Here is a 20,999-nt window from a genome sequence, read left to right as displayed (position 1 = left end):
ATGGCAAGAGATATTTTTCATCCTATTGTGCGAGAAGTACTTCTGAACGACGGCTGGACAATTACACACGATCCGTATCCAATTCGAGTTAAAGGACGAAGCTATGAGGTGGACTTAGGTGCTGAACAGTTGGTTGCTGCTGAGAAAGGGCTCAAAAAATTGCTGTTGAAGTAAAAAGCTTTATTTTACCATCATTCGCTTACGAGTTTCATGCCGTGCTTGGCCAATATCTGAACTATCAAACGTTTATGGAAATACAAGAGCCGGACAGAACTTTGTATCTGGCAGTAGCTAGAAATATTTACGATAAGTTTTTTGTAGACGAAGCAACTCAATTAATCGTCGATAAATTCAAAATCAATCTGATTATCTTTGATACACAGACCAAAATGGTGGAGACATGGATACTAAAATAACAACCTATTCGGCAATCGTTACTCAATGGCTTGATGAATTTGTTACGCGGATGAACGGTGGGCGAAGTTCTGAATATGAGCTAATTGCTGATGAAACTCATCATCATTATCAAGTAATACGAACAGGCTGGCGTAAAGATGTCTTCGAGTACAACGTTGTCTTCCATTTTCAGATCAAACCGACAGGTAAAGTTTGGCTACTGGTCAATAATACCGACATATTAGTAACCGATGATTTGATTGAACGGGGTATCCCCGCATTAGATATTGTCATTGGCTTCTTGCCAGAATTCATGCGCTCTTACTCCGGGTTTGCTGTAGCTTAGAAACGCCATTCCCATGGGCGTTAAGATGGAACCGGCATCGGTACGGGAGAGAATTGGTTGCTGGCGCACTAAGAATTTAAGCAGTTGAAAAAATTAAGGCAACTCTGTATGACCCCATCGGGTCATACAAGTAGTAACTAATCTATTATGATTTTGTGTGATTTGCTTTTTCGTCTTACCACTTAGGTAAGACGTTTTTATTTGTAATCAACCATCTATCCCCACCCTCAACCGACTACTAACTTTTTTCGATGGCGAAAGTCAGAAATGGGTAATCTTGACAAATCATTCCATTTCCATCGTCTCCCATGAACAATACACCTATACGTAATCGATTCTATCTGGCCATTATAGCCGTTCTGCTGGCCGTTTCTGCGACGTTCGCTCAGGACAAAGCCGCTAAAATTGACGCGCTTGTTCAGCAATATGTGGCCAATCGGCAGTTCAACGGAACTGTGCTGGTGGCTGAGCATGGCAAGGTGATTTTTAAGAAAGGCTACGGCATGGCCAATATGGAGTGGAACATTCCTAATACACCTGATACCAAATTCAGGCTGGGCTCCATTACCAAGCAGTTTACTGCCATGCTTATAATGCAACTGGTTGAAAAAGGGAAGCTGAAACTGAACGGAAAAATCACAGATTATTTGCCCGATTACCCCAAAGCAACCGGCGATAAAATCACCGTTCATCACCTGCTCACGCACACATCGGGTATTCCAAATTATACCAATGTACCACGATTTTTCGAGACACTGGCTCGTAACCCTTATACACCAACAGTATTTACGAAAGAATTTTCCAACCTGCCTCTGGATTTTGAACCAGGAACGAAGTTTAATTATAGCAATTCCGGCTACTTTCTGTTAGGCGTTATTGTAGAAAAGGTGACTGGGAAATCCTATGCTGACCTCCTAAAAGAAACGATTCTTATACCCGCACAGCTAAACGATACAGGTTACGATTTATTCAGCCCGATACTACCCAAACGGGCTGCAGGCTACGAAAAAGAAAGAGGGACGTACGTTAATGCGCCCTATCTAGATATGTCAATTCCGTATGCGGCTGGGTCAATGTATTCAACAGTAGAGGATTTATATCGCTGGGATCAGGTATTGTATACCGATAAGCTTTTGTCGGCATCGTTGAAAGCGTCAATGTTTACGCCATTCCTGGGAAGTTATGAAGAGGGGTTTGGCTATGCCTACGGATGGATAGTTGGTAAAACCAAGGTTGGCGAACGGAAAGACAGCTTGTTATTGATTGAACATGGGGGAGGCATAAATGGCTTCAATACCCTGATTAGTCGACTGCCTCAGGATAAACAGCTAGTGGTGTTATTGAATAACACAGGTGGTGCCCCACTTAGTGGCATCCGTAAAAATATCCTTAATATTCTTTACAATCAACCCGTTGAAGCGCCTAAAAAGCCGATTACAGATTTGCTTCGGCAGTCAATCCTGTCAGAACCTTTGGCCAAAACACAGGGAAAATTTAGCGCGTGGAAGACCGATAAAACCTATGGCATCAATGAGAACGACTTAAATAATCTGGGGTATGAACTCATGGGTAGTGGAAAATTACCTGAGTCAATAGCTGTATTTACGTTCAACGTTGACGCGTTCCCAAAATCGTACAATGTCTATGATAGCCGGGGCGAAGCATACATGAAAGCGGGTGATAAAGCGGCTGCTATTCAGGATTACAAAAAATCAGTCGAACTCAACCCGCGTAATACCAACGGGTTCGACAAACTGAAGGAATTAGGCGAAAAAGTAGAAGCACCCAAAGAAACGGCCGTTACTGTCGATGCACAAACGTTAGAGTCGTATGTAGGTAACTATGAGCTGGCTCCTTCCTTCTCGATCGTAATCACACGAGATGGTGATAAACTCTTCGGACAAGCCACCGGGCAGTCTAAATTTGAGCTTTTTGCCGAGTCGAAAACGAAATTTTACCTCAAAGTTGTTGAAGCTCAGGTAACGTTTGACACGAACGATAAAGGCGAAGTAACGCAACTAATTCTCCATCAGAATGGACGCGATATGCCGGGCAAACGAGTTAAATAATTTTTACCGTAACGGTCGCAAGAGGTAGGCACAATGCAACTACTTATTGCGTTCTTTGCGCCTACCTCTTGCGACCGTTACGGTAAAAATTATCCTTAATTGCATCGACTAACTAATAAATTAGAACATTCTCAGAATGGGGAACAATTTTGCACTTTTTCTATTTTTCCGTTAAAATAGGCCTCGTTTCGTGAGGTTTATTGTGAGTTTTCCAAGTTGGATACACTCGCGGGCTGTCAGAAAATAAAAAGCTGCAAATGAAAAAAGCATTGTTGCCTCTCGCCATCGGAGGCTTTGGAATTGGCATGACGGAGTTCGTCATGATGGGCATTCTGCCTGATATTGCAAACTCATTAACCATCTCGATTCCGGCTGCTGGTCACCTTATTTCGGCCTATGCGCTGGGTGTTGTACTGGGTGCTCCACTGCTGGTGGGCATTGCCGGAAATTATCCTCCCAAGAAAATTCTGTTGGGCCTGATGGCCTTGTTTACTTTTTGTAATGTACTCTCGTCGTTTGCTCCGAATTATGAAATCATGTTGCTAACCCGCTTGCTATCGGGCCTGCCGCATGGTGCATTTTTTGGGGTAGGAGCCGTAGTAGCCAGTCGATTAGCGGGTAAGGGAAAAGAAGCGCAGGCTATTTCTATGATGTTTGCCGGGCTGACCGTTGCCAACATCATTGGGGTTCCGTTAGGTACCTATATTGGGCATACCATGAGCTGGCGCATCACGTTTGTGATCATTGCCGCCGTGGGCCTGATCACGATGGCTTGTATTCAGAAACTGCTACCGGTTATGCCGGTAGTGGGTGAATCTAATCTGCGTAAAGACCTGAAGCTGTTTACGCACATAGAGCCCTGGCTCATTTTAGGCATTACGGCCATTGGTACCGGCGGGTTATTTGCCTGGTTCAGCTATATCGCTCCATTACTCACAGAAGTCGCACACTTTAGCAGCAATCAACTTACCTGGATTCTGGTACTGGCCGGTTTAGGCATGGCCGTTGGTAATTTGATTTCGGGGCGCACTGCGGATCTTATCTCGCCGATAAAGGCTACCGCTCTATTTTTATTGTTGATGTCTATTAGTCTGGTCATAGTCTATTATGTCTCGCCCTTTCAGATACCACTGCTGGGCATGACATTTATTACGGGCGCTATTGCTTTCTCCCTGGGCGCGCCAATCCAGATTTTGATGATTCGGGCTGCCAATGGTTCCGAAATGCTGGCGTCATCAGTAAGTCAGGCTGGTTTTAACATCGGTAATGCGCTGGGGGCTTACCTGGGCGGATTACCCATTGCGGCTGGCTTAGGCTATTCATCCCCAGAATTAGTTGGTGCAATGCTGGCATTTACTGGTTTTATCATGGCCATGATGATGTATTATCGGCAGAAAGAGGTTGTCAATTACGAGTTATCAACCGGACATTAAACTGGTATAAGCGTACTAGAGGATTCTCGGTCTTCTATAAAATCGAAAGAATCCACAGAATATAGCACTACATACTTGTAAGGACAATACCGATTAAACAAAATTCTCGTTAGCCTTCCAGCGGATTCCGTACCTTATACGCGGAATCCGTTTTTTGTTTTTTAACCTTTTCTATACATGAGCTTTCTAGGCATATTTTTCGTACTGGCAATCATTATCATCTACCTTTCTGTGGTCATTGTGCAGCAGGGCACCGTGGCCGTTATCACCGTTTTTGGTAAATACTCCCGAGTTATGACGCCGGGCCTGAACTTTAAAATCCCCTTTATTGAGTTCATTTACCGACGTATTTCTATTCAGAATCGATCCGTGGAGCTGGCGTTTCAGGCCATCACTGCCGATCAGGCCAATGTGAATTTCAAGGCCATGCTGGTTTATTCGGTCCTTAATCAGGCTGAAGAGACGATTAAAAACGTAGCCTTCAAGTTCATTGACGAAGCCTCATTTATGCAGGCGCTCATTCGGACCATTGAAGGCTCGATCCGGAGTTTTGTGGCTACCAAACGCCAGTCAGAAATTCTGGCACTGCGTTCCGAAATCATCGAACACGTAAAATCTCAACTTGATGTCCTGCTCGAAAGTTGGGGGTATCACCTCACCGACCTCCAGTTAAACGATATCGCCTTCGACGAAGTCATTATGCGGTCAATGGCGCAGGTTGTGGCTTCCTCAAACCTGAAAGCAGCTGCCGAAAACGAAGGACAGGCCTTACTGATTACCAAGACCAAAGCGGCTCAGGCCGAAGGGAATGCTATCCAGATTTCTGCCGAAGCAGAAAAAACGGCTTCGCAATTACGCGGTCAGGGTGTGGCTTTGTTTCGGGAAGAAGTTGCTAAGGGTATGGCCGAGTCAGCCAAAGTAATGAATGAAGCGAACCTGGATGCTTCGTTGATTTTGTTCTCGATCTGGACCGAAGCCATCAAGCATTTTGCCGAAAACGGGAAGGGTAATGTCATTTTCTTAGACGGTTCCACCGAGGGTATGCAAAAAACAATGAACCAGCTATTAGCCGTTGAAAACATGAAGCGAGGTGGTGATTCCGGTATAATACCGACATCTACCCCCGGAAAACGCTGAACATAGTTAGCCGTTTACGGTTTTCAGTACATGGTTTATAGGTATGCATCTGCTACCGTAGCGATAGCCCGGCATAAACCATGTACTGAAAACCGTAAACATTTTATGACAACCCTACTATTCCCTACCGATTTTTCGTCCAATACAACTGCCGCTTTGGATTGGGTGCGGCTCTTTGCGCACAAAACGGGTGCTACCGTTACGTTACTGCACGTTTTTCAACCCATGGTTGCCGATACTACGTTTCCTACTCTTGGCGATCCAGGAATGGGTTTTATCGCATCTCAGGAACTTGAAGATATTAGCCGCCAGCGATTGGGCAAACTGGCCGATGAACTACAAGCTGAAGGGCTATCTGTTGAGGTTGACTGGCGCATTGGCTTTGTTGATGACAGTATCCTGGATGCCGCCCGCGAACGTTCGTCTGACTTGATTATAATGGGACGAAGTGACCTAAGCACGTTTTTTGACCGACTGGCGGGGAGTGCGGTAACCGATGTGGCCGATAGCGCTCAGTGCCCGGTGCTGATTGTACCCACCACGCCCGAAGGACATGCCATTCGTCCGGCTCAGGTACATACAATTGCCTATGCCATGCAGCCCGAAACAACGCAGGCTCAGGTGTCTTTTCAGACAGATTCACTGGTAGAGGCATTTGACGCCCAACTGCTCATTCTGACCGAAGATAAACTGGAGGATGCCCATGCTGACCTGATTGTGATGCAATTATACCCTGCATCTGGGTTTCTGGATAGTTTATTCCACCCCAATCACGTGGCCAAATTGATTGAAAAATCAGAAGTACCGGTGCTGGTTTATCACGAGAAAAAGTAGTGTACGTGGTGTCAGTTTCTCAAAACCTAAGGCATGGTAGCTATAGGTTTTGAGAAACCTCAGAAGTCAGATTTAAGAATCTGACTTCACACTATACAAGTTGGTTCATGGTGAACTGGAAAGTTACAGGAGTTAGCTATGAAGCAGAGCTTGTTTGCCTGATGGTGCAGCTCATTGGCCTTGTCGATCATGGAGGAATCTGCAACTACAACATGTGGATGAAGCGTGACCTCACTAAAATGCCCACCACCGTCCGGCGTTTCGACCATAACGCCTGTTGCCTTATCGGTGTATTCGATCACGTTGACACCCGCTACGGCACATAAATGTAGGTACGACAGCATATGGCAAGTTGATAGTGAGGCAACCAGTAATTCTTCCGGGTTATATTTTGTGCTGTCGCCCCGGAACGCTGGGTCCGATGAGCCAGGAATGTCCGGCTTATTATCGACGGAGATGATATGACTTCGCTCGTAGGATCGGTAGGTACTGGTTCCTTCTCCTGTATTACCAGTCCACTTTATTGTCAGCGCGTATTGATGTTGCTTCGCCATAGCTGATTTTGTTTGGGCCAACAATCATGGGCGCCGAGCTGCCATCTCATTGGCTAGCTCCTTAGCGCTCGGGTTGTTGGTTTGTTGTAGTTCAGAAATGATGTTCTGATAATTTTTGTCGTCGCGATTCTGACTCAGTTTAGCCGTACCTTGTAATGTGTCAATAGTCATGGTAAAGGCGACGATACCCCGCATCTCCTTACGTACATACCCTTCCGTCATGCTGTCTACCGATACCGGATGCTTAGAATAGGCTTCGTGCTTATCTACCTGTTGACGCAGGAATGCCAGGGTTTCGTCGTCCGTCAATACGCGGGTTCGTCCTGTAATCTGAACGGCAAGGTAATTCCAGGTCGGTACATTCACATGATCGTACCAGGACGAGGATATGTAGCCATGCGCTCCCGAAAATACAGCCAGTGCGGGCGTAGCCTGATCCAGCAACTTCCATTGTGGATTCGCTTTCGCCAGGTGACCAACCAACTGAAATTGGCCGTCGGCATCGGGTAGGAGTTCGATGGGTATATGCGTGGCTACGGGAATACCATCGTTGCCTGTGGTGACCAGTAAGCCAAACGGGTTATCCCGGACAAATTGAAACAAACTATCACGGTCGGTTTCCTGAAACAGTTTGGGGGTATACATAGAGGTATCGTTGTTCGTATTAGAATCACGAAAGCCAGAACGGATTTTGTGTGATCCCATAGGGGTCACACAAAATGTACCCAGAGTTAGTTTTCATGATTGCTAAATTAATGACTATAAATTACTTCCCTTTATCAATGGACATGCGCATCGCAAGCCCGGCCAGGATACTGGCCATAACCCATTTCTGCGCCCGAATGTAGGCCGGACGATTCTGAAACCAACGTGCCATCCGCGCTGCTGATAGTACGATCAGGAAGTTGACGGTTGCGCTGACTACTAACTGGGTAAGTCCTAATTCAACGTTTTGAGCGAGTAACGAACCGTATTCGGGCCGGGTGAACTGTGGGAAAAAGGACAGATAGAAAACGGCTACTTTCGGATTCAAGGCGTTGGTTAGAAAACCCATTTGGAATAATTTGGCATTGGAATCGTGGGGCAGATTGCGTGTCTCAAATGGGGAACTACCGCCGGGTTTAATCGCTTCCCAGGCCAGAAAAAGTAAATACCCAATGCCAAGCCAGCGCAGAATTTCGTACACCATTGGGATGGCCATAAATACAGCGGTTAGCCCAAATGATACCAGAAAAATATGTACTAGAAAGCCGGTCAGTACACCCGCCAGCGACAGTAACCCAGCGCGTCGTCCCTGGGTGATGGATCTGGAAATGATATAAATCATGTTCGGGCCAGGACTAAGTACCAAACCCAGTGCAGCCAGCGCGAAAAGCAATAAGTCGTTAATAGGTAGCATAGTAACGATTGGCTTATTGCAGATAAGCTGGCAAAACTGTATTGACACTAAGCTCCGCTGGCACTGGTGTTAGGCGCACCGTTTGCAGCGGAATTACACCCGACCAGGTGGGAAGGTTCTCATCTTCAGGATCATCATTTGGTCCACCGGTACGCACCTTTGCGGAGGATTCGGCCAGCGAGAAACGTAGGACAGTGGTTTTTCGCATTTCACTATCGGTGGTGGGGCGCAGGTCATCCCAGCGGTTAGGAATCAGGTGGTCAGTCAGTAAAGCCAGGGCATTCATTCGTTCGGTTTCATCCGTAACTTTTTCCGCTGTAGCGAAGATCACAACCGACCGATAATTGACCGAGTGATGAAAAGCTGATTTCGCTAATACCAACCCGTCGGCCAGCATGACCGTGATACAAACCGCACCCCCGTGTTCGATAGCCCGGATGAAATGGCTACCTACCGATCCATGAATATAGAGCTTGTCACCCTGCCGGGCGAAGGCGGTAGGAATGGCCATCGGTTGCCCGTCGACGGCAAAACTGACCGTGCAGAACAAGGCTTCATCAAGAATCGGGTGAATGGTAGCTTCATCGTAATGAGCACGTTTGGCTAATCGGCTGGGCGTTGTGCGAGCGGTTTGCATAGGATCTAGTTAATTTCTGAAACAAATGTCGTTCTTTGCTGGACTATTGAAATCGTCCGATTTTTATAAAACTGCTAGTCCGGTTATGTTGCCATTCAGATCCCTGATTCAGATTGATAAGTCATCAACAACGCCCGTTTTCCTGCAGCTGAGTGATCAGCTTGGTCAACTTATTCGGAAAGGTAACTTAGCCCCAGGTCAGCGTCTGCCGGGTACGCGTCAACTAGCCGAATTACTGACATTGAATCGCCAAACCATCGTAGCGGCTTATGACGAAGGCTTAGCACAAGGCTGGCTCGAAAGTCGGTCGGGGAGTGGGACCTATGTAGCGACTCACATTGAAGAGGTTAAACCACAAGCATTGGTGTCGGAGGGTACTAGTAGAAACGCCATATCTCAACGATATGGCGTTTCTGAAGGTCAGACGAATAAACAGCCCGGCTATCGTTTTGAATCGCTCAATTTTCTGGTTCGGCCTGTACTCACCGATCAGGCTGGGTTACGGCTGGATGATGGTTTCCCCGACATCCGACTGGCACCCATGGAGGAATTGAGCCGGGCGTATCGCTCGTATTTTCGATGGGGTAACCCGCAGAAGCACTTCGGCTATGGCGATACCAAAGGGCATTTGTTGCTTCGGGAACAACTCTCGATTCATTTGAACGAAACGCGGGGACTACGAACAACGCCCGACAATGTGCTCATTACGCGTGGCAGCATCATGGGGTTGCACCTGAGTTGCCAGGTACTGTTACGGCCGGGCGACGTAGTTGTAACGGGCGAAACGACCTGGGCCGGTGCCACGATGAACATACTAAAAACGGGCGCATCGGTGCTGACCGTTCCGGTTACTCAACAGGGTATGGATATTGATGCCCTGGAGGCTCTTTGCCACAAACAGCGAAGCGTCGCCCGGCCAATCCGAATGGTTTTTGTAACTCCCCATCACCACTATCCAACCACCGTAACGTTGCGGGCAGACAGACGAGTTCGATTGCTCCAACTAGCTGAACAGTACTGTTTTGCTATCCTGGAAGACGATTATGACTACGATTTCCATTACCTCAGTCGCCCGATTCTTCCCCTGGCCAGCGCCGACCAGCAAGGCATGGTCGTTTATGTAGGCTCGTTAACTAAATCCGTTGCACCGGCTCTTCGAATTGGCTACGTAGTGGCCCCATCGGCCGTAATTGATGAACTGGCAAGGCTCCGACGCATCATTGACCGACAGGGCGATCCAATGCTTGAGTTTGCCATTGGGCAACTCCTTAAAACGGGCGATTTAAAGCGCCATTTTCGTAAAGCCCTACGCACCTATCACGCCCGGCGCGACCATTTTTGCAATCTATTGACAAGGGAATTGCCCGATGTCATTCAGTTTACAAAACCCGACGGCGGACTGGCTGTCTGGTCTACATTTGATCCGGTCATTGATATGGAGTTGATGGCGCAACGAGCGGCTCGGGAAGGGCTGTCGTTGTCGAGTGGTGTGGTGCATAACCCCCCCGGACAGCGGCTCAACGGAACGAGACTGGGGTTTGCGTCCAGTACAGAGGAGGAACTCGAGCAAAGTGTGGTGGTATTGAAGAAGGCAGTGCTAGGTGCTTAATAAACTATCTCCTCGTCATCGAGAAGTTGCTTGATATTCAGTATACAATTATCCAGTACAGTAATGTTTTCGGTCCAGTTAACCACATACCAGGTTGGATCATTGTGGTCAATGACGTAGACTTTCTGTGTACCTGTAATTACCCACAGTACTTTCTCAACACCAAAATCGAGCAGTTTTTGCGACTTCCGCATAATGTATTCGTCGGCTTTGCTCGGAAAATCAGATAAGTCGGCTTTAATATCAACTTCAATGACGATTTTCGGTGGTATATCGAAATATTTTCCGTTGAGTTTGCCAAGCTTTTCTTTCTCAAAAAGAACCACATCGTTACCTAGATTATCATTCAATGCCAAATGCAAACCTATTTCATTGGTGGCAAGCAGGTATTTTTTTCGATTGATGACACTATATAAATACCCATTCAGTAACGAGACTAGTACTCCCTGTAAATCAGAACACGACCTAATTTCCTCAATAGATTTCTTGCCTGCTAAAACCTCCTGGTAGCCCCAGTAATAAACAGGTTTTCCGCCCACATTTCGTAGATGAGGGCTGACGGAATAGTTCGGGTAGACAAACGACTGGTTCGCCGGGGTGGCTTTTTCTAGGTAACGACCGTCATGTTTATGTTGAGTTTGTTTATGGACAAGTTTAGTATAAAAAATGGCATTACAAACCTACTTACTAGCTTCCTTCCAGACCTTGTATCTGTCTGGTAGGCAAACCGCACAGGGCCGATAACCAAGCGCAACAGCTTCTGTTTCTTCCTGAAAAAACACCCGATTTTCCGGTTTCATGCGTTTGCCTGTTCGGCAGGTAAGGGTACCGTAAATCTTTCCGGGACGATGGCCTCCTATCGTAATTGCTTTGCTATTTATCAATGTTGCCAGATTACGAAGCTGGGCAAAACGTGTCGGGCCGAGGGCCGTGTGCCGAATCATGCTGCGTCGTGAAAAATGAGCCCTACCGTCATCCGTTGACCGGTTTTTACATCACTCACTCCATGACGCATACCTACCTTATGATAGCCTCGTGACCCTTTGCCAGGCCGATATTTTGTGGTAAACAGCACAATCTGACCCTGTCCGGGTTGCAGTACAATGGCTTTCGATTGCATACGGGGGCGTTGCTCTATTAATACAAATTCACCTCCTGAGAAATCCTGGCCGGGTTGATTCAGAAACAGAACGGCCTGAAACGGGAAGTATAATTCACCGTAAATATCCTGATGGAGTGCATTCCAATCACCCGCGCCGTACTTTAGAATTAGTGCCGTTGGGCGCTTTTGTCCTGCTTTGTGGCAGGTTGCTAACCAATCGTCGAGGTCGGTTGGGTACCGTTGTGGAATGCCGAGTTTTTCGTTCCAGTCGTTAGCAACCGGCGCTATGTGGGTAAACAATTCGTGTCGAAGCGCATCGACAAGGGGCGGTAATGGGTAATTAAAGTACTTGTACTCGCCACTGCCATAACCATATTTCTGCATGACAATTGACTTTCGAAACAGGGCTGGCGTATTGAACAGGTTAGCCAGTTCACGGCATTCGTCGGGTGAGATTAGTGAGGGTAAAACAGTAAATCCGGTTTCGGAGAGAGTTTGCTGGTAAGATGGCCAGTTGATAGAAGTGAGCGGTTTGTCAAGCATAATTACCATCTATATTAAAAAAAATTCAACCACAGAGACACAGAGAACACAGAGAAAAGCCACAAAATCTCTGTGTTCTCTGTGTCTCTGTGGACAATAACTTTTATTGATCAACCCGCGCAGCTTCCCAGCCGAGCATGGCTTGTTTACGTTCAACTCCCCAACGGTAACCGCCAAACAGGCCGGTTTTTTTGATAACCCGATGACATGGAATTAAATAGCCAACGGGATTACTTCCAATGGCTGTTCCAACGGCCCGTGAGGCTGTAGGCTGCCCAATGGCTTCGGCAACCTGGTCGTAACTAGCCAGCCGCCCTTCCGGAATTTTGAGTAAGGCTTCCCATACTTTAAGCTGAAAGGCAGAACCGCGAAGTAAAACTGGTAGCGCATGTGTTTCCGAGACAACGTCGTTTGACGGAAAAACCTGATCCGCCAGGGTTTGTACTGCATCCTGATTCCAGTGAAGTGCGACTTCGGGCCAGGCGGCTGTCAGAATGGATTCAGGAGTGTCTCCGTCGTTCAGGAAGTGGAGCAGTGCAATTTTCCCGTTGATGGCTCCCAATACGTATTCCCCAAAGGGACTATTAAAGATACCATACGAAAGGACAAGCCCGGAACCAGCTTGCTTGAACTGGCCTGGGGTAATGCCTTCAATTGTAACGAATAGATCGTGTAACCGACCCGTACCTGAAAGGCCAGCTTCGTGGGCGGCATCACTTAGAGGAGCCCCTTTGCGTAGTTGGGTTTTGGCGTGTTCAAGGGTTAAGTATTGACCAAACTTTTTGGGACTAACCCCCGCCCATTCGGTGAATAATCGCTGGAAATGAAACTCGCTTAGATTCGCTTTTTCGGCCAACTCCCCAAGCGAGGGCTGCTCGCGAAAGTGCGTGGTGAGGTGTTCGATGGCGCGGGCAATTTGCTGATAGGTGTAGGTGCTGTTGGTTGTCATGACGTATCGTTGTTTGACCTATACAAATGTCGCCATAAGCCCTCCGAGAGGAAACCCGATTCTTGCGGAGTTATTAGACCGTTGATTTGTGCATTTCAGCATCTCCTCACATTGTATTAGTCTTTATAAAATCGTTTGGGTAGGTTCGGCAAGTAATTTAACCAACTAAAAACAAAACCTATGCCTGTCAACGCGAAACATTTAGCCACGTTTATCCTCGGTGCTGCTGCCGGGGTGGCGCTCAATAAGTATGCCCAAACGGAGGATGGTCAGAAATTGATGGCCGATCTGAAAGAAAAAGGAAATCAACTCAAAACGGAGGCCGAAGGAGCCATTGATAATGCGCCGGAGTATTTCGAGAAGCTGAAAACACAACTCGCTGAAATGCTCAAAACGAACTTCCCGAATGCCGAAGCCACCATTGACGATGTGTTAGGCAAAAAGCCAGACGCTCCCGAGCCAACCAGTCAGGCTTAAGTGACTACATCTTTAAAACGAACAGCGCCGGTCAAAACTGACCGGCGTTGTGTTTTACTATGATCGTACAGATTCAACTGACGTAGGCTGGTTTTCAGGCATTGATACCCATTGAATCATGCCCACAATAATCAAGTATTGGGCGGCTGCATAGGTACTCATGACAAGCCAGGTAGCGCCGGGAACAGGCGTCAGGAACTTGTCGATAGCAATCAGTGAGTCAGACAGGATAAATAACAAGGCACCCGCTACGACCCCGCCATACGCTGATGCACCCTCTCGTAAAACAGCCAGAAGCCCCATTGTATTCAGACAAAGGGCATATACGACAACCGGCCACCATAGCAATTGCAAGGCTGGATTGTGAACGAATGCCGGGCGGAGCACAGCCAGAAAAATGACCAGATACAGGACAAAGGGGAGCGCTCGTTTCCATATTGATGGGAGCGTAAGGTTTTGCCCATTTCGGCGTATAGACAGCCAGAAGGCTTTACTATAGCAGAGTTGCATGACTAAAAAAGCGCCCAGCCCCAGAGCAAACAGGTCAACTTCGCGGATCATCAGAAATACATCGCCCAATAAGGCGAATACCATACCAACCATCAACCAGCGGGAAATAGGGGGAAAGCCTGTTGTTCGATAGTGATGCCAGGCATACCCAAGTAGCAGACCCATAATGAGTGGTTTGCATCCGTAATGAAGCCAACTAATCGAGAACGTATCGCCAATCATTTCGAGTAGCGAGATCCCGACAAAGGCAAGCGAGAAGAATAGCGTAGGTTTTGTGTACACGGCGGTTAGTGGTAGGGGTATGTAAGCTAATTATATACAGAGTAAGTCGCTGCCTCACATCTACTTAGGCAATCTGCAGCGAGTCCGGTCAAACCATTTGGTTGTTGTTCCGTTTATAAAGTAATACTCAACAAAAAATAATATGGATAAGCTACAGAAGTTTGAGTTGATGAACAAAATCGTTCGTGAACTGGAAGACCTTCAGAATAGTCAGACAGCCCTGATCGAGAAAATTGGCAAGATTGAAGTTGATAATATGAATGGGTTAAATGACTCGTATCTGGAGAAAAACCTGGGTACGATGCACGGCAAAATTGCCGAAAACCTCGACACCATTACTGAGATCTTTTCGCACTTCGAGACCAAGCGCGATGAGTATGCAGAGAAAAACAGTGCAGCACTGGCCGCAGCGGAAGCAGCTGCCGCTATTGAAGCTGCTAGTTAGTAGGGCTGGCACGGGTAAACACCTGCGCCAGTCTCACAGCCTCAAAAAAAACGCCGGACTCACAGTCCGGCGTTTTTAATTTATCCCATTATAATCATTTATACAGCAATCGGCTCGCCCGGAACGGCCGGTCGGCGGCTTGCAGGAGTTTGGCTCGTAAGCGGGCATTGTACCCTGGATGGTCAGTTAAGAACGTGCGTACCAGTTTGGCAACTTCGGGGGTTTGATACGCGGAGAAGGTAGAGCCTACCCATCGTTCAGGGAAAAAAATATCGCCCGTTTTCTGAATTTCTTCCAACAGTTCTAAACTCGTACGCAGATACTTCGCTGAGGTTTCTGTTCGTAATGGGTGGTGTAGATAGCCCAACGCATCAACGACCCAGGCTTCCCGTTCCCGATTGGCTTCATTGGCTAGTGACGCAAAAAACTGGTCGCGATTGGTTACGTTGCTCGATAAGGCAGGCATCATGAATTGCAGGCGCTTTTTGCGATCCGGGTTTTTGATGCGGGCCAGTTGTTTTTCCAGAATGCCATCCACAGGGTAATCGCGTACGGCCAGAGCCAGGGCGAGTGATGTGTAATCGTCTTCGGTAAGGGTTACGCCTGCGGGCGCTTTTTGCTCGTTCCAGATCGCATATAACCGATCTTTTGCTTCGGCACTACCGGCAATGTTCTGATAGAGTCTAAAAAGCAATTTCTTTTTACCAGAAGCCGTTTCCTGTTCCATCGCGTGCCAGGCCTCTTTTTCTACAGAAGCCGCCAGTGGCGGACGGTTTTCGGGCCGAGTGAAATTCCAGACCAGATCGGCTAATTGACTCGTCAACAGCCGTAAGTTTAGTTCTTCCGATTCTTTTCCTAGCAAACTTCGGTAGCCCGTGGCCAATTGGGCGGGGGTAATGCCTTGACCTGCCAGCATATTTTCATACAGATTGATATAAATGGACGCCCGTGCTACCGGATTTTTGATCCGCTCCAGTTGCAGAACCGACACAGAGTCGATCGGAAATACACCGTAGCCCTGCCCAGAGGAATTAAAGATGATATACTGTGGGGTAGGTTTGCCAATCGCTTGCGTCAAGGTAACCTGTGGCCGATCCATCGTTACTGTCAATTGATCGATGTGATCACTGTAGACCAGCTCTAGTTCAAACCCCTGGGGCCACAATCGCTGGGAACCATCTTCGCCCTGCTGCGAAATAACGAATTGTTTGATCGTTCCTCCGCGACCATCCAACTGATAACTGAACTTGGGGCGACCAGTCTCGTTAACCCAAACGTGGTTCCAGGCTGCCAGATCGGTTGGGGTTCGAGCGTCCAGAATGGCGATCAGATCGGCCCAGGTTGCGTTACTGAATGCGTACTTTTTCAGATAGTCCCGAAGCCCATCGCGCAGAGCCATTTTACCCATAAGTCGCTCCAGCTGCCGCATCATGATGGGCGCTTTGTGGTAAATGATGCCCCCATACATTGATCCGGCTTCCTGCAAATTAGCAAGGGGCTGGCCAATAGGGTTAGCGCCTTCCGTACGGTCAACTGCATAAGCGGCCGGGAAGTGATCGACTACAAACTGAAGATCGTAGTTAGCATCGGCGGAGGAGACTTCCGTGATTTTGTCGGCCATGAAATTGGCGAAAACCTCTTTTAGCCAGACATCATTGAACCAGCGCATCGTCACTAAATCACCGAACCACATATGGGCTGTTTCGTGGGAGATTACGCTGGCGCGGGCCAGTCGCTGATCGCGGGTGGCCCCATTGTCTAGAAATAAAGCCGAAGCCCGATAATCAATGGCGCCTACGTGCTCCATGCCTCCATACTGAAAGTCGGGAATAGCCGCGAAATCGAATTTTTGGAACGGGTAGGGAATCTGCGTGTACGCTTCCAGAAAGGTCAATGCATCAGCGTGGAGTTTAAAGAGTGTCTCCAGGCTCAAACGAATCTTCGTTGAGTCGGTTTCGCGGTGCAGCAGCGTCATCGGCCGACCAGTCAACGTACGGGTTACTGGGGTAAATCTGCCCGCAATAAACGAGAACAGATACGTAGGAATGAGGTTAGAGGTCTGGAAGTTGACCGTTTTACGATCACCCGCAACGGAAGAGTCCTTGACGGCAGCATTGGTCATAGCCTGCCAATGGCCAGGAACCGTAAGTGAGAGTTGAAAGGTAGCTTTCAGATCGGGCTGGTCGAAGCAGGGAAAAACCGTTCGGGCACGGTCAGGAACGAGCAGTGTGTAGAGGTAATCATCGTTCCGATTTAGCGACAGATTGCCTGCCGTAAATTGGATGAAAATCCGGTTCGCGCCTGGCTTCAGAAAAGCAGTAGAAATTAGCACATGTTCGCTCTCAAATACAATAGAAATATCGACTCCATTCACTGAAACTTTCTGGATATGAGTGCGTTCTTCTTTAAAGTCGATCTGAAGAGGAGCACTCGTTTTAGCCCAATTGAAGGTTATCGTTTCACTGGCTGGAATTAGTTGGTTTTTCTGGGCTGGAATGTCGAACTTTAATGCATAGGCCAACTGACTAATTTGCTGTTTGCGTGCTTTGGCCAGTGTTTGAGAAACGCCCGTTTCAACAACTGGAGGATTGGTTGGTAAAGACTGACCGTTCCCCGACATAGCGATTAACAGAATAAAGAGTAGCGTACTACCGTAATGAATCATAGAAAGGTCATTTAATAGTCATTAATGGTCATTGAGAGTCAGTCGTTGTCATTACCAGTGTAGCCCCTTGCGTCATTTAGCAATCAATGGCTATTAATGACAACCAGCGACAATGGAATGACAATTAATCGTTGGGTCAAAAATAAGGTACTCTATGAAACAGCACCTATCTTTTCTGCTGCTATTACTGGCAATTACGGGTCGGGCTACCTCTGCCTGGGCCAATTATGTACTGATTCCGATGGATGATCGGCAGACAAATCACCTGAAAGCGTATGGGATTGCCTACAAAGTTCTAAAAGACGATCAGGATGTTGACTGGCTGCTGAACTACCGGGGGGGCAGTTTTATGATGAAACATACCGCTGCCGTTGAAACCGAATGCCGGGTTCGGGGCGTATCCTTCGATGCTATTTCCGATGCACAGGCGGCTTCCATTCGTCAGCAACTGGCCGATCCCGACCTGAACATGAATGTAGTGACACTCCAAAAAGCGGCCAAAATCATTGTGTATTCGCCCATTAAGGTGAGCCCGGCCGAATTTGAGAATACCGATGCGGTATTGCTCGTACTTACCTACGCTGAGATTCCGTATGAGGTGGTCTATGACGAAGAAATCCTAAAAGGTGATCTGGCCAAGTTCGACTGGTTGCACCTGCACCACGAGGATTTTACGGGCCAATATGGCCGAAATATGCACCGCCAGTCGCTGGCCGATATCAAAGCCCAGGAAGACATTGCCCGTAAGTATGGCTATAGTAAAGTATCGCAGATGAAATTAGCGGTGGCGAAAGCGATCAAGGCATTTTGCGCGGGTGGAGGTTACCTGTTCGCTATGTGTTCCGCTGCCGAAACGCTGGATATTGCGCTGGCCGCCGATGGCGTCGATATTGTAGGCAGTAGCTACGATGGCGATGGCATGGACCCCGATGCACAGGAAAAACTTGATTTTACCAAAACGTTTGCCTTCGGAAACTTTACCCTCGAATCGGATAACGGCTACCGGGGTTTTTCGACATTTTCGGACATCAATTCGGCTGGAGGACGCGGCTTCGACCAGCCACAGGGTTTCTTTGAGCTGTTCAACTTTTCGGCCAAATGGGACGTCATTCCGGCCATGCTGACGCAGAATCACGAGTCGATTATCAAGGAGTTTTTCGGCCAAACGACGGCCTTCCGCAAAGGGGCCGTCAAGCCAAGTTCATTGGTGATGGGAGAAAGTAAATCCTCTGATCGCTACCTCTACGGCGAAGTGGGCCGGGGCCAGTGGACATTTTATGGTGGCCATGATCCAGAGGGCCTGCGTGGTGGTGGCGGCTTCCGCAATCCCACCGATCTGAACCTGCACCCACACTCGCCCGGCTACCGGCTCATTTTGAATAACGTATTGTTCCCATCGGCCCGGAAAAAGAAACGAAAAACGTAAACAGGAGCATCTGGTTCATTAGCTGTTTGCTGAATCCGTCATCTGGAAAGCTATCCGGGCGACGGATTTTTTTTGCTTGTAACCTGGCCAGAATCAGGTCAGGCTCTCAAGAATGTTTGCCTGTTTTAAGAGTAAAAAGCCTGTTTGCTCGGCTGCTATACCGGGCTCAATTTTATGAGTATAAGTTAGTCCACCATCAACTACGTCCGTTTTAAAACAATTGAATTGCACGTTCTGATTGGATACGTACGTAGCACCTATTTCGGGGAGGTGAGAAGAAATCATAAACAAGCTGCCGCTTTGCTGAATCAATGCGTCAAGTACAGAGCGGGAGCAGCGTAATGCATCGTCCGGATTCGTACCTCGAAACAACTCATCGGCAAGTAGAAAAATGCGCTGCTTCTCTGATATAGCCTCTGCCACTACTTTAATTCTCATTAACTCACTATAAAAATGGCTGTAGCCTAACGCCAGATTGTCGCTCAGGTGAATACTGGTAAATAAACGATTGAAGAAGCTAAGCTGTAATCGTTGAGCGGGAACGGCTAAACCAATATGAGCTAAATAGATAGCTATTCCGCACGATTTGAGGAACGTCGTTTTTCCGCTCATGTTTCCACCCGTGAGCAAAGCGAGGGAGGTTGGCGTGGCTAAACGAAAATCGTTACTTACTGAGTTTTTCGCATCGAGTAAAGGGTGCTTGAGGGCAGTTATCGCTAGAACTGAATCGTCTGAATTGACAAACTCAGGATAGGTCCAGGCGGCCGTCTGCGTAAAACGGGCAACCGCACTGTAGGCGTCTAATTGATATAACAGATTAAATGCCACGCGTACGGTATCAATCCACTGATGCCTGAGTACAAAGTCTGCCTGTAAAATGGCGCTTGAACTATCCGACTCTCGTAATGCCCTCTTGATGTCAGGATGGACAAAAAAAGCTTGTAAAATGCCAACACGCTCCTGTAGTTGAGTCGGAACGGGCTCTGCCATTAACCAGGTCACTTTCTGTTGAATAACCCGTAATACAAGCTGAAGGGCGGCTGTGCCTGCCTGTAGTCTGCTAAAGTCATGGGGGCGGAGCCAGGACCACGTTAATGAGTGTCGGTAGCGTTTTGCCCAGCTCCTGGCCGAACTCCAGGCTAAATTGCTGATCAGATGATTCTCGGCCGCTACAACATATGAGTGCGCCACCTGAATAGTTAATTGATCCAGATGTTTAGCCATAAATTTAAACAGCAGTTGTCGCTGTACAAGTTGGTCTGGGCTGGTGCAGGGAGTTGTAAAGAGCTGCCTGAGTTCATCTCGCCCGCCATAGGTGCGGGTTTGATTAATCAAGTCAAAAATACTTTTCTCCCCTGCACGCTGAGGCAATAATTGTAGCTCGTAGAGAGTGTCGGCAGACGGTCGTTGCATAGGCGGTTGGCTCGTTTACAAACTTACCTAAACTCCCTCTAGCCAATTTGTTAAAAATTCAAAAGAGCACCGTCTAGGGGTGCTCTGGTATGAAACTGACCATCTAGGTAAAGAAGAGGCTAGATTTTCTTACGCTGCAACAGGTAAATAAACGTATCTCCCTTCAGTTTGAACGTAACGAGTTCCCAACCGTGCCGCACCATAAAATTCAGTGCATCGATGCTGGAATTGAAGGCAATAACGCGTTTATCGGCATCCGCTATTTTCTGACGGGAAAGGCCACTATCCACAAAATGCTGACCGTGGTCAATGAGAATGCGGGCTTTGGAAAAACCATTGGCATTTGTGCAGATTAATTGACAGAAAGGCGTATTCGTTGTATCAATAGCAACCCCATCCACATACACCTGAGCGTAGCTCTGGCTGGCCAAAAACAGGCTTAAGCAGACAATGAAGAGTACTTTCATGAGTATAAGCTAACCCCTTGAGCTAAGTTTGTTCTTTCTTCCAGGCTGGTAGTTTGTTAAATCTGGCTTATTGAGAGCAACATTGCTGTTGTTGCTGTACAGGTGGACATTTGGCCGACCCATACGAGCAAAAAACACAGCAATCGCCCGATAAGGGCCTTAATAATGCCTGACAACCTCTGCACTCATAGAAAAACTGGCAGGCGTTCATCGGCATGGTTTCCAGTCTCTGATGGCCGCACTGTGGGCAGGTGATTGTCGATTCTAAAGTCATTACTGTTACGGAATCAAATCCACTACTTGTTG

Annotated in this window: 22 protein-coding genes and 1 pseudogene; 10 read left to right on the top strand and 13 right to left on the bottom strand. The window is 47.6% G+C overall.

The annotated features are described in order from the left end of the window. The 6 genes and pseudogenes from EXU85_RS36230 (at window position 1) to EXU85_RS23275 (ending at window position 6,215) form a co-directional block, all read left to right on the top strand. Window positions 1–416: pseudogene (locus tag EXU85_RS36230) on the top strand (element excision factor XisH family protein). After that, window positions 401–742 (top strand): XisI protein, encoded by a 342-nt coding sequence (locus EXU85_RS23295; protein WP_142774387.1) that lies wholly within the window; start codon window positions 401–403, stop codon window positions 740–742. Before EXU85_RS36230 ends, EXU85_RS23295 begins: the two are co-directional and overlap by 16 nt. Window positions 743–1,050: 308 nt before the next feature. After that, window positions 1,051–2,811 (top strand): serine hydrolase, encoded by a 1,761-nt coding sequence (locus EXU85_RS23290; RefSeq protein ID WP_142774386.1) that lies wholly within the window; start codon window positions 1,051–1,053, stop codon window positions 2,809–2,811. 257 nt (window positions 2,812–3,068) lie between these two features. Then, window positions 3,069–4,244, top strand: coding sequence for an MFS transporter (locus EXU85_RS23285; RefSeq protein WP_142774385.1), 1,176 nt, complete (start codon window positions 3,069–3,071; stop codon window positions 4,242–4,244). A gap of 177 nt (window positions 4,245–4,421) precedes the next feature. Next, entirely contained in the window at window positions 4,422–5,381 is a 960-nt protein-coding gene (locus EXU85_RS23280) for an SPFH domain-containing protein (protein ID WP_142774384.1), read from the top strand. Window positions 5,382–5,486: 105 nt separating this feature from the next. Next, the gene (locus EXU85_RS23275) at window positions 5,487–6,215 is read left to right on the top strand and encodes a universal stress protein (protein WP_142774383.1); all 729 of its coding nucleotides are present in this window, start codon (window positions 5,487–5,489) and stop codon (window positions 6,213–6,215) included. An 86-nt stretch (window positions 6,216–6,301) separates the two neighbouring features. Here the strand turns inward: EXU85_RS23275 and EXU85_RS23270 are convergent, their stop codons facing one another. From EXU85_RS23270 to EXU85_RS23255, 4 genes are all read right to left on the bottom strand, one after another. Then, window positions 6,302–6,769 carry an OsmC family protein gene (locus tag EXU85_RS23270; RefSeq protein ID WP_142774382.1) on the bottom strand — a complete coding sequence of 156 codons (468 nt, stop codon included), beginning with the start codon at window positions 6,767–6,769 and terminating at the stop codon, window positions 6,302–6,304. A 24-nt stretch (window positions 6,770–6,793) separates the two neighbouring features. Then, on the bottom strand, window positions 6,794–7,414 hold the full coding sequence (locus tag EXU85_RS23265) for an FMN-binding negative transcriptional regulator (RefSeq protein ID WP_168207854.1): 621 nt from the start codon (window positions 7,412–7,414) through the stop codon (window positions 6,794–6,796). Window positions 7,415–7,535: 121 nt separating this feature from the next. Further along, window positions 7,536–8,168, bottom strand: coding sequence for a LysE family translocator (locus EXU85_RS23260; protein WP_142774380.1), 633 nt, complete (start codon window positions 8,166–8,168; stop codon window positions 7,536–7,538). Between the two features lie 13 nt (window positions 8,169–8,181). Beyond that, entirely contained in the window at window positions 8,182–8,805 is a 624-nt protein-coding gene (locus EXU85_RS23255; protein ID WP_142774379.1) for a pyridoxamine 5'-phosphate oxidase family protein, read from the bottom strand. An 85-nt stretch (window positions 8,806–8,890) separates the two neighbouring features. Here EXU85_RS23255 and EXU85_RS23250 point away from each other — a divergent pair, with 85 nt between their 5' ends. Further along, window positions 8,891–10,414, top strand: coding sequence for a PLP-dependent aminotransferase family protein (locus EXU85_RS23250; protein WP_142774378.1), 1,524 nt, complete (start codon window positions 8,891–8,893; stop codon window positions 10,412–10,414). On the opposite strand, the gene EXU85_RS23245 is transcribed toward EXU85_RS23250, so the two are convergent. The 4 genes from EXU85_RS23245 to EXU85_RS23230 all read right to left on the bottom strand — a co-directional run bounded on the left by EXU85_RS23245 (window position 10,411) and on the right by EXU85_RS23230 (window position 13,008). After that, the gene (locus EXU85_RS23245) at window positions 10,411–10,953 is read right to left on the bottom strand and encodes a Uma2 family endonuclease (protein WP_246859210.1); all 543 of its coding nucleotides are present in this window, start codon (window positions 10,951–10,953) and stop codon (window positions 10,411–10,413) included. The genes EXU85_RS23250 and EXU85_RS23245 overlap by 4 nt on opposite strands. 141 nt (window positions 10,954–11,094) lie before the next feature. Next, window positions 11,095–11,358, bottom strand: coding sequence for an Ada metal-binding domain-containing protein (locus EXU85_RS23240; RefSeq protein ID WP_142774377.1), 264 nt, complete (start codon window positions 11,356–11,358; stop codon window positions 11,095–11,097). Then, window positions 11,355–12,059 (bottom strand): 2OG-Fe(II) oxygenase, encoded by a 705-nt coding sequence (locus tag EXU85_RS23235; RefSeq protein WP_210422400.1) that lies wholly within the window; start codon window positions 12,057–12,059, stop codon window positions 11,355–11,357. Before EXU85_RS23235 ends, EXU85_RS23240 begins: the two co-directional genes overlap by 4 nt. Window positions 12,060–12,162: 103 nt before the next feature. Further along, entirely contained in the window at window positions 12,163–13,008 is an 846-nt protein-coding gene (locus tag EXU85_RS23230; protein ID WP_142774375.1) for a bifunctional transcriptional activator/DNA repair enzyme AdaA, read from the bottom strand. 180 nt (window positions 13,009–13,188) lie between these two features. On the opposite strand from EXU85_RS23230, the gene EXU85_RS23225 reads away from it, so the two are divergent. Further along, window positions 13,189–13,485 carry a YtxH domain-containing protein gene (locus tag EXU85_RS23225; protein ID WP_142774374.1) on the top strand — a complete coding sequence of 99 codons (297 nt, stop codon included), beginning with the start codon at window positions 13,189–13,191 and terminating at the stop codon, window positions 13,483–13,485. A gap of 57 nt (window positions 13,486–13,542) precedes the next feature. Here EXU85_RS23225 and EXU85_RS23220 read toward each other — a convergent pair whose 3' ends face one another. Continuing rightward, window positions 13,543–14,277 (bottom strand): lysoplasmalogenase, encoded by a 735-nt coding sequence (locus EXU85_RS23220; protein ID WP_246859209.1) that lies wholly within the window; start codon window positions 14,275–14,277, stop codon window positions 13,543–13,545. Window positions 14,278–14,419: 142 nt separating this feature from the next. Between EXU85_RS23220 and EXU85_RS23215 the strand changes: the two genes are divergently transcribed. Then, window positions 14,420–14,722 carry a hypothetical protein gene (locus EXU85_RS23215; protein ID WP_142774373.1) on the top strand — a complete coding sequence of 101 codons (303 nt, stop codon included), beginning with the start codon at window positions 14,420–14,422 and terminating at the stop codon, window positions 14,720–14,722. 94 nt (window positions 14,723–14,816) lie between these two features. Here EXU85_RS23215 and EXU85_RS23210 read toward each other — a convergent pair whose 3' ends face one another. Then, complete coding sequence (locus EXU85_RS23210) at window positions 14,817–17,387, bottom strand: M1 family aminopeptidase (RefSeq protein WP_142774372.1); 2,571 nt, start codon at window positions 17,385–17,387, stop codon at window positions 14,817–14,819. A gap of 154 nt (window positions 17,388–17,541) precedes the next feature. Here EXU85_RS23210 and EXU85_RS23205 point away from each other — a divergent pair, with 154 nt between their 5' ends. Further along, window positions 17,542–18,813 (top strand): asparagine synthetase B, encoded by a 1,272-nt coding sequence (locus EXU85_RS23205; protein ID WP_142774371.1) that lies wholly within the window; start codon window positions 17,542–17,544, stop codon window positions 18,811–18,813. A 93-nt stretch (window positions 18,814–18,906) separates the two neighbouring features. On the opposite strand, the gene EXU85_RS23200 is transcribed toward EXU85_RS23205, so the two are convergent. From EXU85_RS23200 to EXU85_RS35840, 3 genes are all read right to left on the bottom strand, one after another. After that, on the bottom strand, window positions 18,907–20,226 hold the full coding sequence (locus tag EXU85_RS23200) for a hypothetical protein (RefSeq protein ID WP_142774370.1): 1,320 nt from the start codon (window positions 20,224–20,226) through the stop codon (window positions 18,907–18,909). Window positions 20,227–20,345: 119 nt separating this feature from the next. Then, a complete protein-coding gene (locus tag EXU85_RS23195) occupies window positions 20,346–20,693 on the bottom strand; it encodes a hypothetical protein (RefSeq protein WP_142774369.1) in 348 nt (115 codons plus the stop codon). A gap of 67 nt (window positions 20,694–20,760) precedes the next feature. Then, window positions 20,761–20,967 (bottom strand): GDCCVxC domain-containing (seleno)protein, encoded by a 207-nt coding sequence (locus EXU85_RS35840; RefSeq protein WP_142774368.1) that lies wholly within the window; start codon window positions 20,965–20,967, stop codon window positions 20,761–20,763. Window positions 20,968–20,999: the final 32 nt, after the last annotated feature.

It is taken from the genome of Spirosoma sp. KCTC 42546, from assembly GCF_006965485.1.
In the GTDB taxonomy this organism is placed as follows: Bacteria; Bacteroidota; Bacteroidia; order Cytophagales; family Spirosomataceae; genus Spirosoma.
This window is presented reverse-complemented; position numbering and strand designations above follow the sequence as displayed.

Bases quoted from the DNA above. Each gene is read 5' to 3' on its own strand.
- EXU85_RS23295 (WP_142774387.1), top strand. From the start codon at position 401: ATGGATACTAAAATAACAACCTATTCGGCAATCGTTACTCAATGGCTT.
- EXU85_RS23290 (WP_142774386.1), top strand. From the start codon at position 1,051: ATGAACAATACACCTATACGTAATCGATTCTATCTGGCCATTATAGCC.
- EXU85_RS23285 (WP_142774385.1), top strand. From the start codon at position 3,069: ATGAAAAAAGCATTGTTGCCTCTCGCCATCGGAGGCTTTGGAATTGGC.
- EXU85_RS23280 (WP_142774384.1), top strand. From the start codon at position 4,422: ATGAGCTTTCTAGGCATATTTTTCGTACTGGCAATCATTATCATCTAC.
- EXU85_RS23275 (WP_142774383.1), top strand. From the start codon at position 5,487: ATGACAACCCTACTATTCCCTACCGATTTTTCGTCCAATACAACTGCC.
- EXU85_RS23270 (WP_142774382.1), bottom strand. From the start codon at position 6,769: ATGGCGAAGCAACATCAATACGCGCTGACAATAAAGTGGACTGGTAAT.
- EXU85_RS23265 (WP_168207854.1), bottom strand. From the start codon at position 7,414: ATGTATACCCCCAAACTGTTTCAGGAAACCGACCGTGATAGTTTGTTT.
- EXU85_RS23260 (WP_142774380.1), bottom strand. From the start codon at position 8,168: ATGCTACCTATTAACGACTTATTGCTTTTCGCGCTGGCTGCACTGGGT.
- EXU85_RS23255 (WP_142774379.1), bottom strand. From the start codon at position 8,805: ATGCAAACCGCTCGCACAACGCCCAGCCGATTAGCCAAACGTGCTCAT.
- EXU85_RS23250 (WP_142774378.1), top strand. From the start codon at position 8,891: ATGTTGCCATTCAGATCCCTGATTCAGATTGATAAGTCATCAACAACG.
- EXU85_RS23240 (WP_142774377.1), bottom strand. From the start codon at position 11,358: ATGATTCGGCACACGGCCCTCGGCCCGACACGTTTTGCCCAGCTTCGT.
- EXU85_RS23235 (WP_210422400.1), bottom strand. From the start codon at position 12,059: ATGCTTGACAAACCGCTCACTTCTATCAACTGGCCATCTTACCAGCAA.
- EXU85_RS23230 (WP_142774375.1), bottom strand. From the start codon at position 13,008: ATGACAACCAACAGCACCTACACCTATCAGCAAATTGCCCGCGCCATC.
- EXU85_RS23225 (WP_142774374.1), top strand. From the start codon at position 13,189: ATGCCTGTCAACGCGAAACATTTAGCCACGTTTATCCTCGGTGCTGCT.
- EXU85_RS23215 (WP_142774373.1), top strand. From the start codon at position 14,420: ATGGATAAGCTACAGAAGTTTGAGTTGATGAACAAAATCGTTCGTGAA.
- EXU85_RS23210 (WP_142774372.1), bottom strand. From the start codon at position 17,387: ATGATTCATTACGGTAGTACGCTACTCTTTATTCTGTTAATCGCTATG.
- EXU85_RS23205 (WP_142774371.1), top strand. From the start codon at position 17,542: ATGAAACAGCACCTATCTTTTCTGCTGCTATTACTGGCAATTACGGGT.
- EXU85_RS23200 (WP_142774370.1), bottom strand. From the start codon at position 20,226: ATGCAACGACCGTCTGCCGACACTCTCTACGAGCTACAATTATTGCCT.
- EXU85_RS23195 (WP_142774369.1), bottom strand. From the start codon at position 20,693: ATGAAAGTACTCTTCATTGTCTGCTTAAGCCTGTTTTTGGCCAGCCAG.
- EXU85_RS35840 (WP_142774368.1), bottom strand. From the start codon at position 20,967: ATGACTTTAGAATCGACAATCACCTGCCCACAGTGCGGCCATCAGAGA.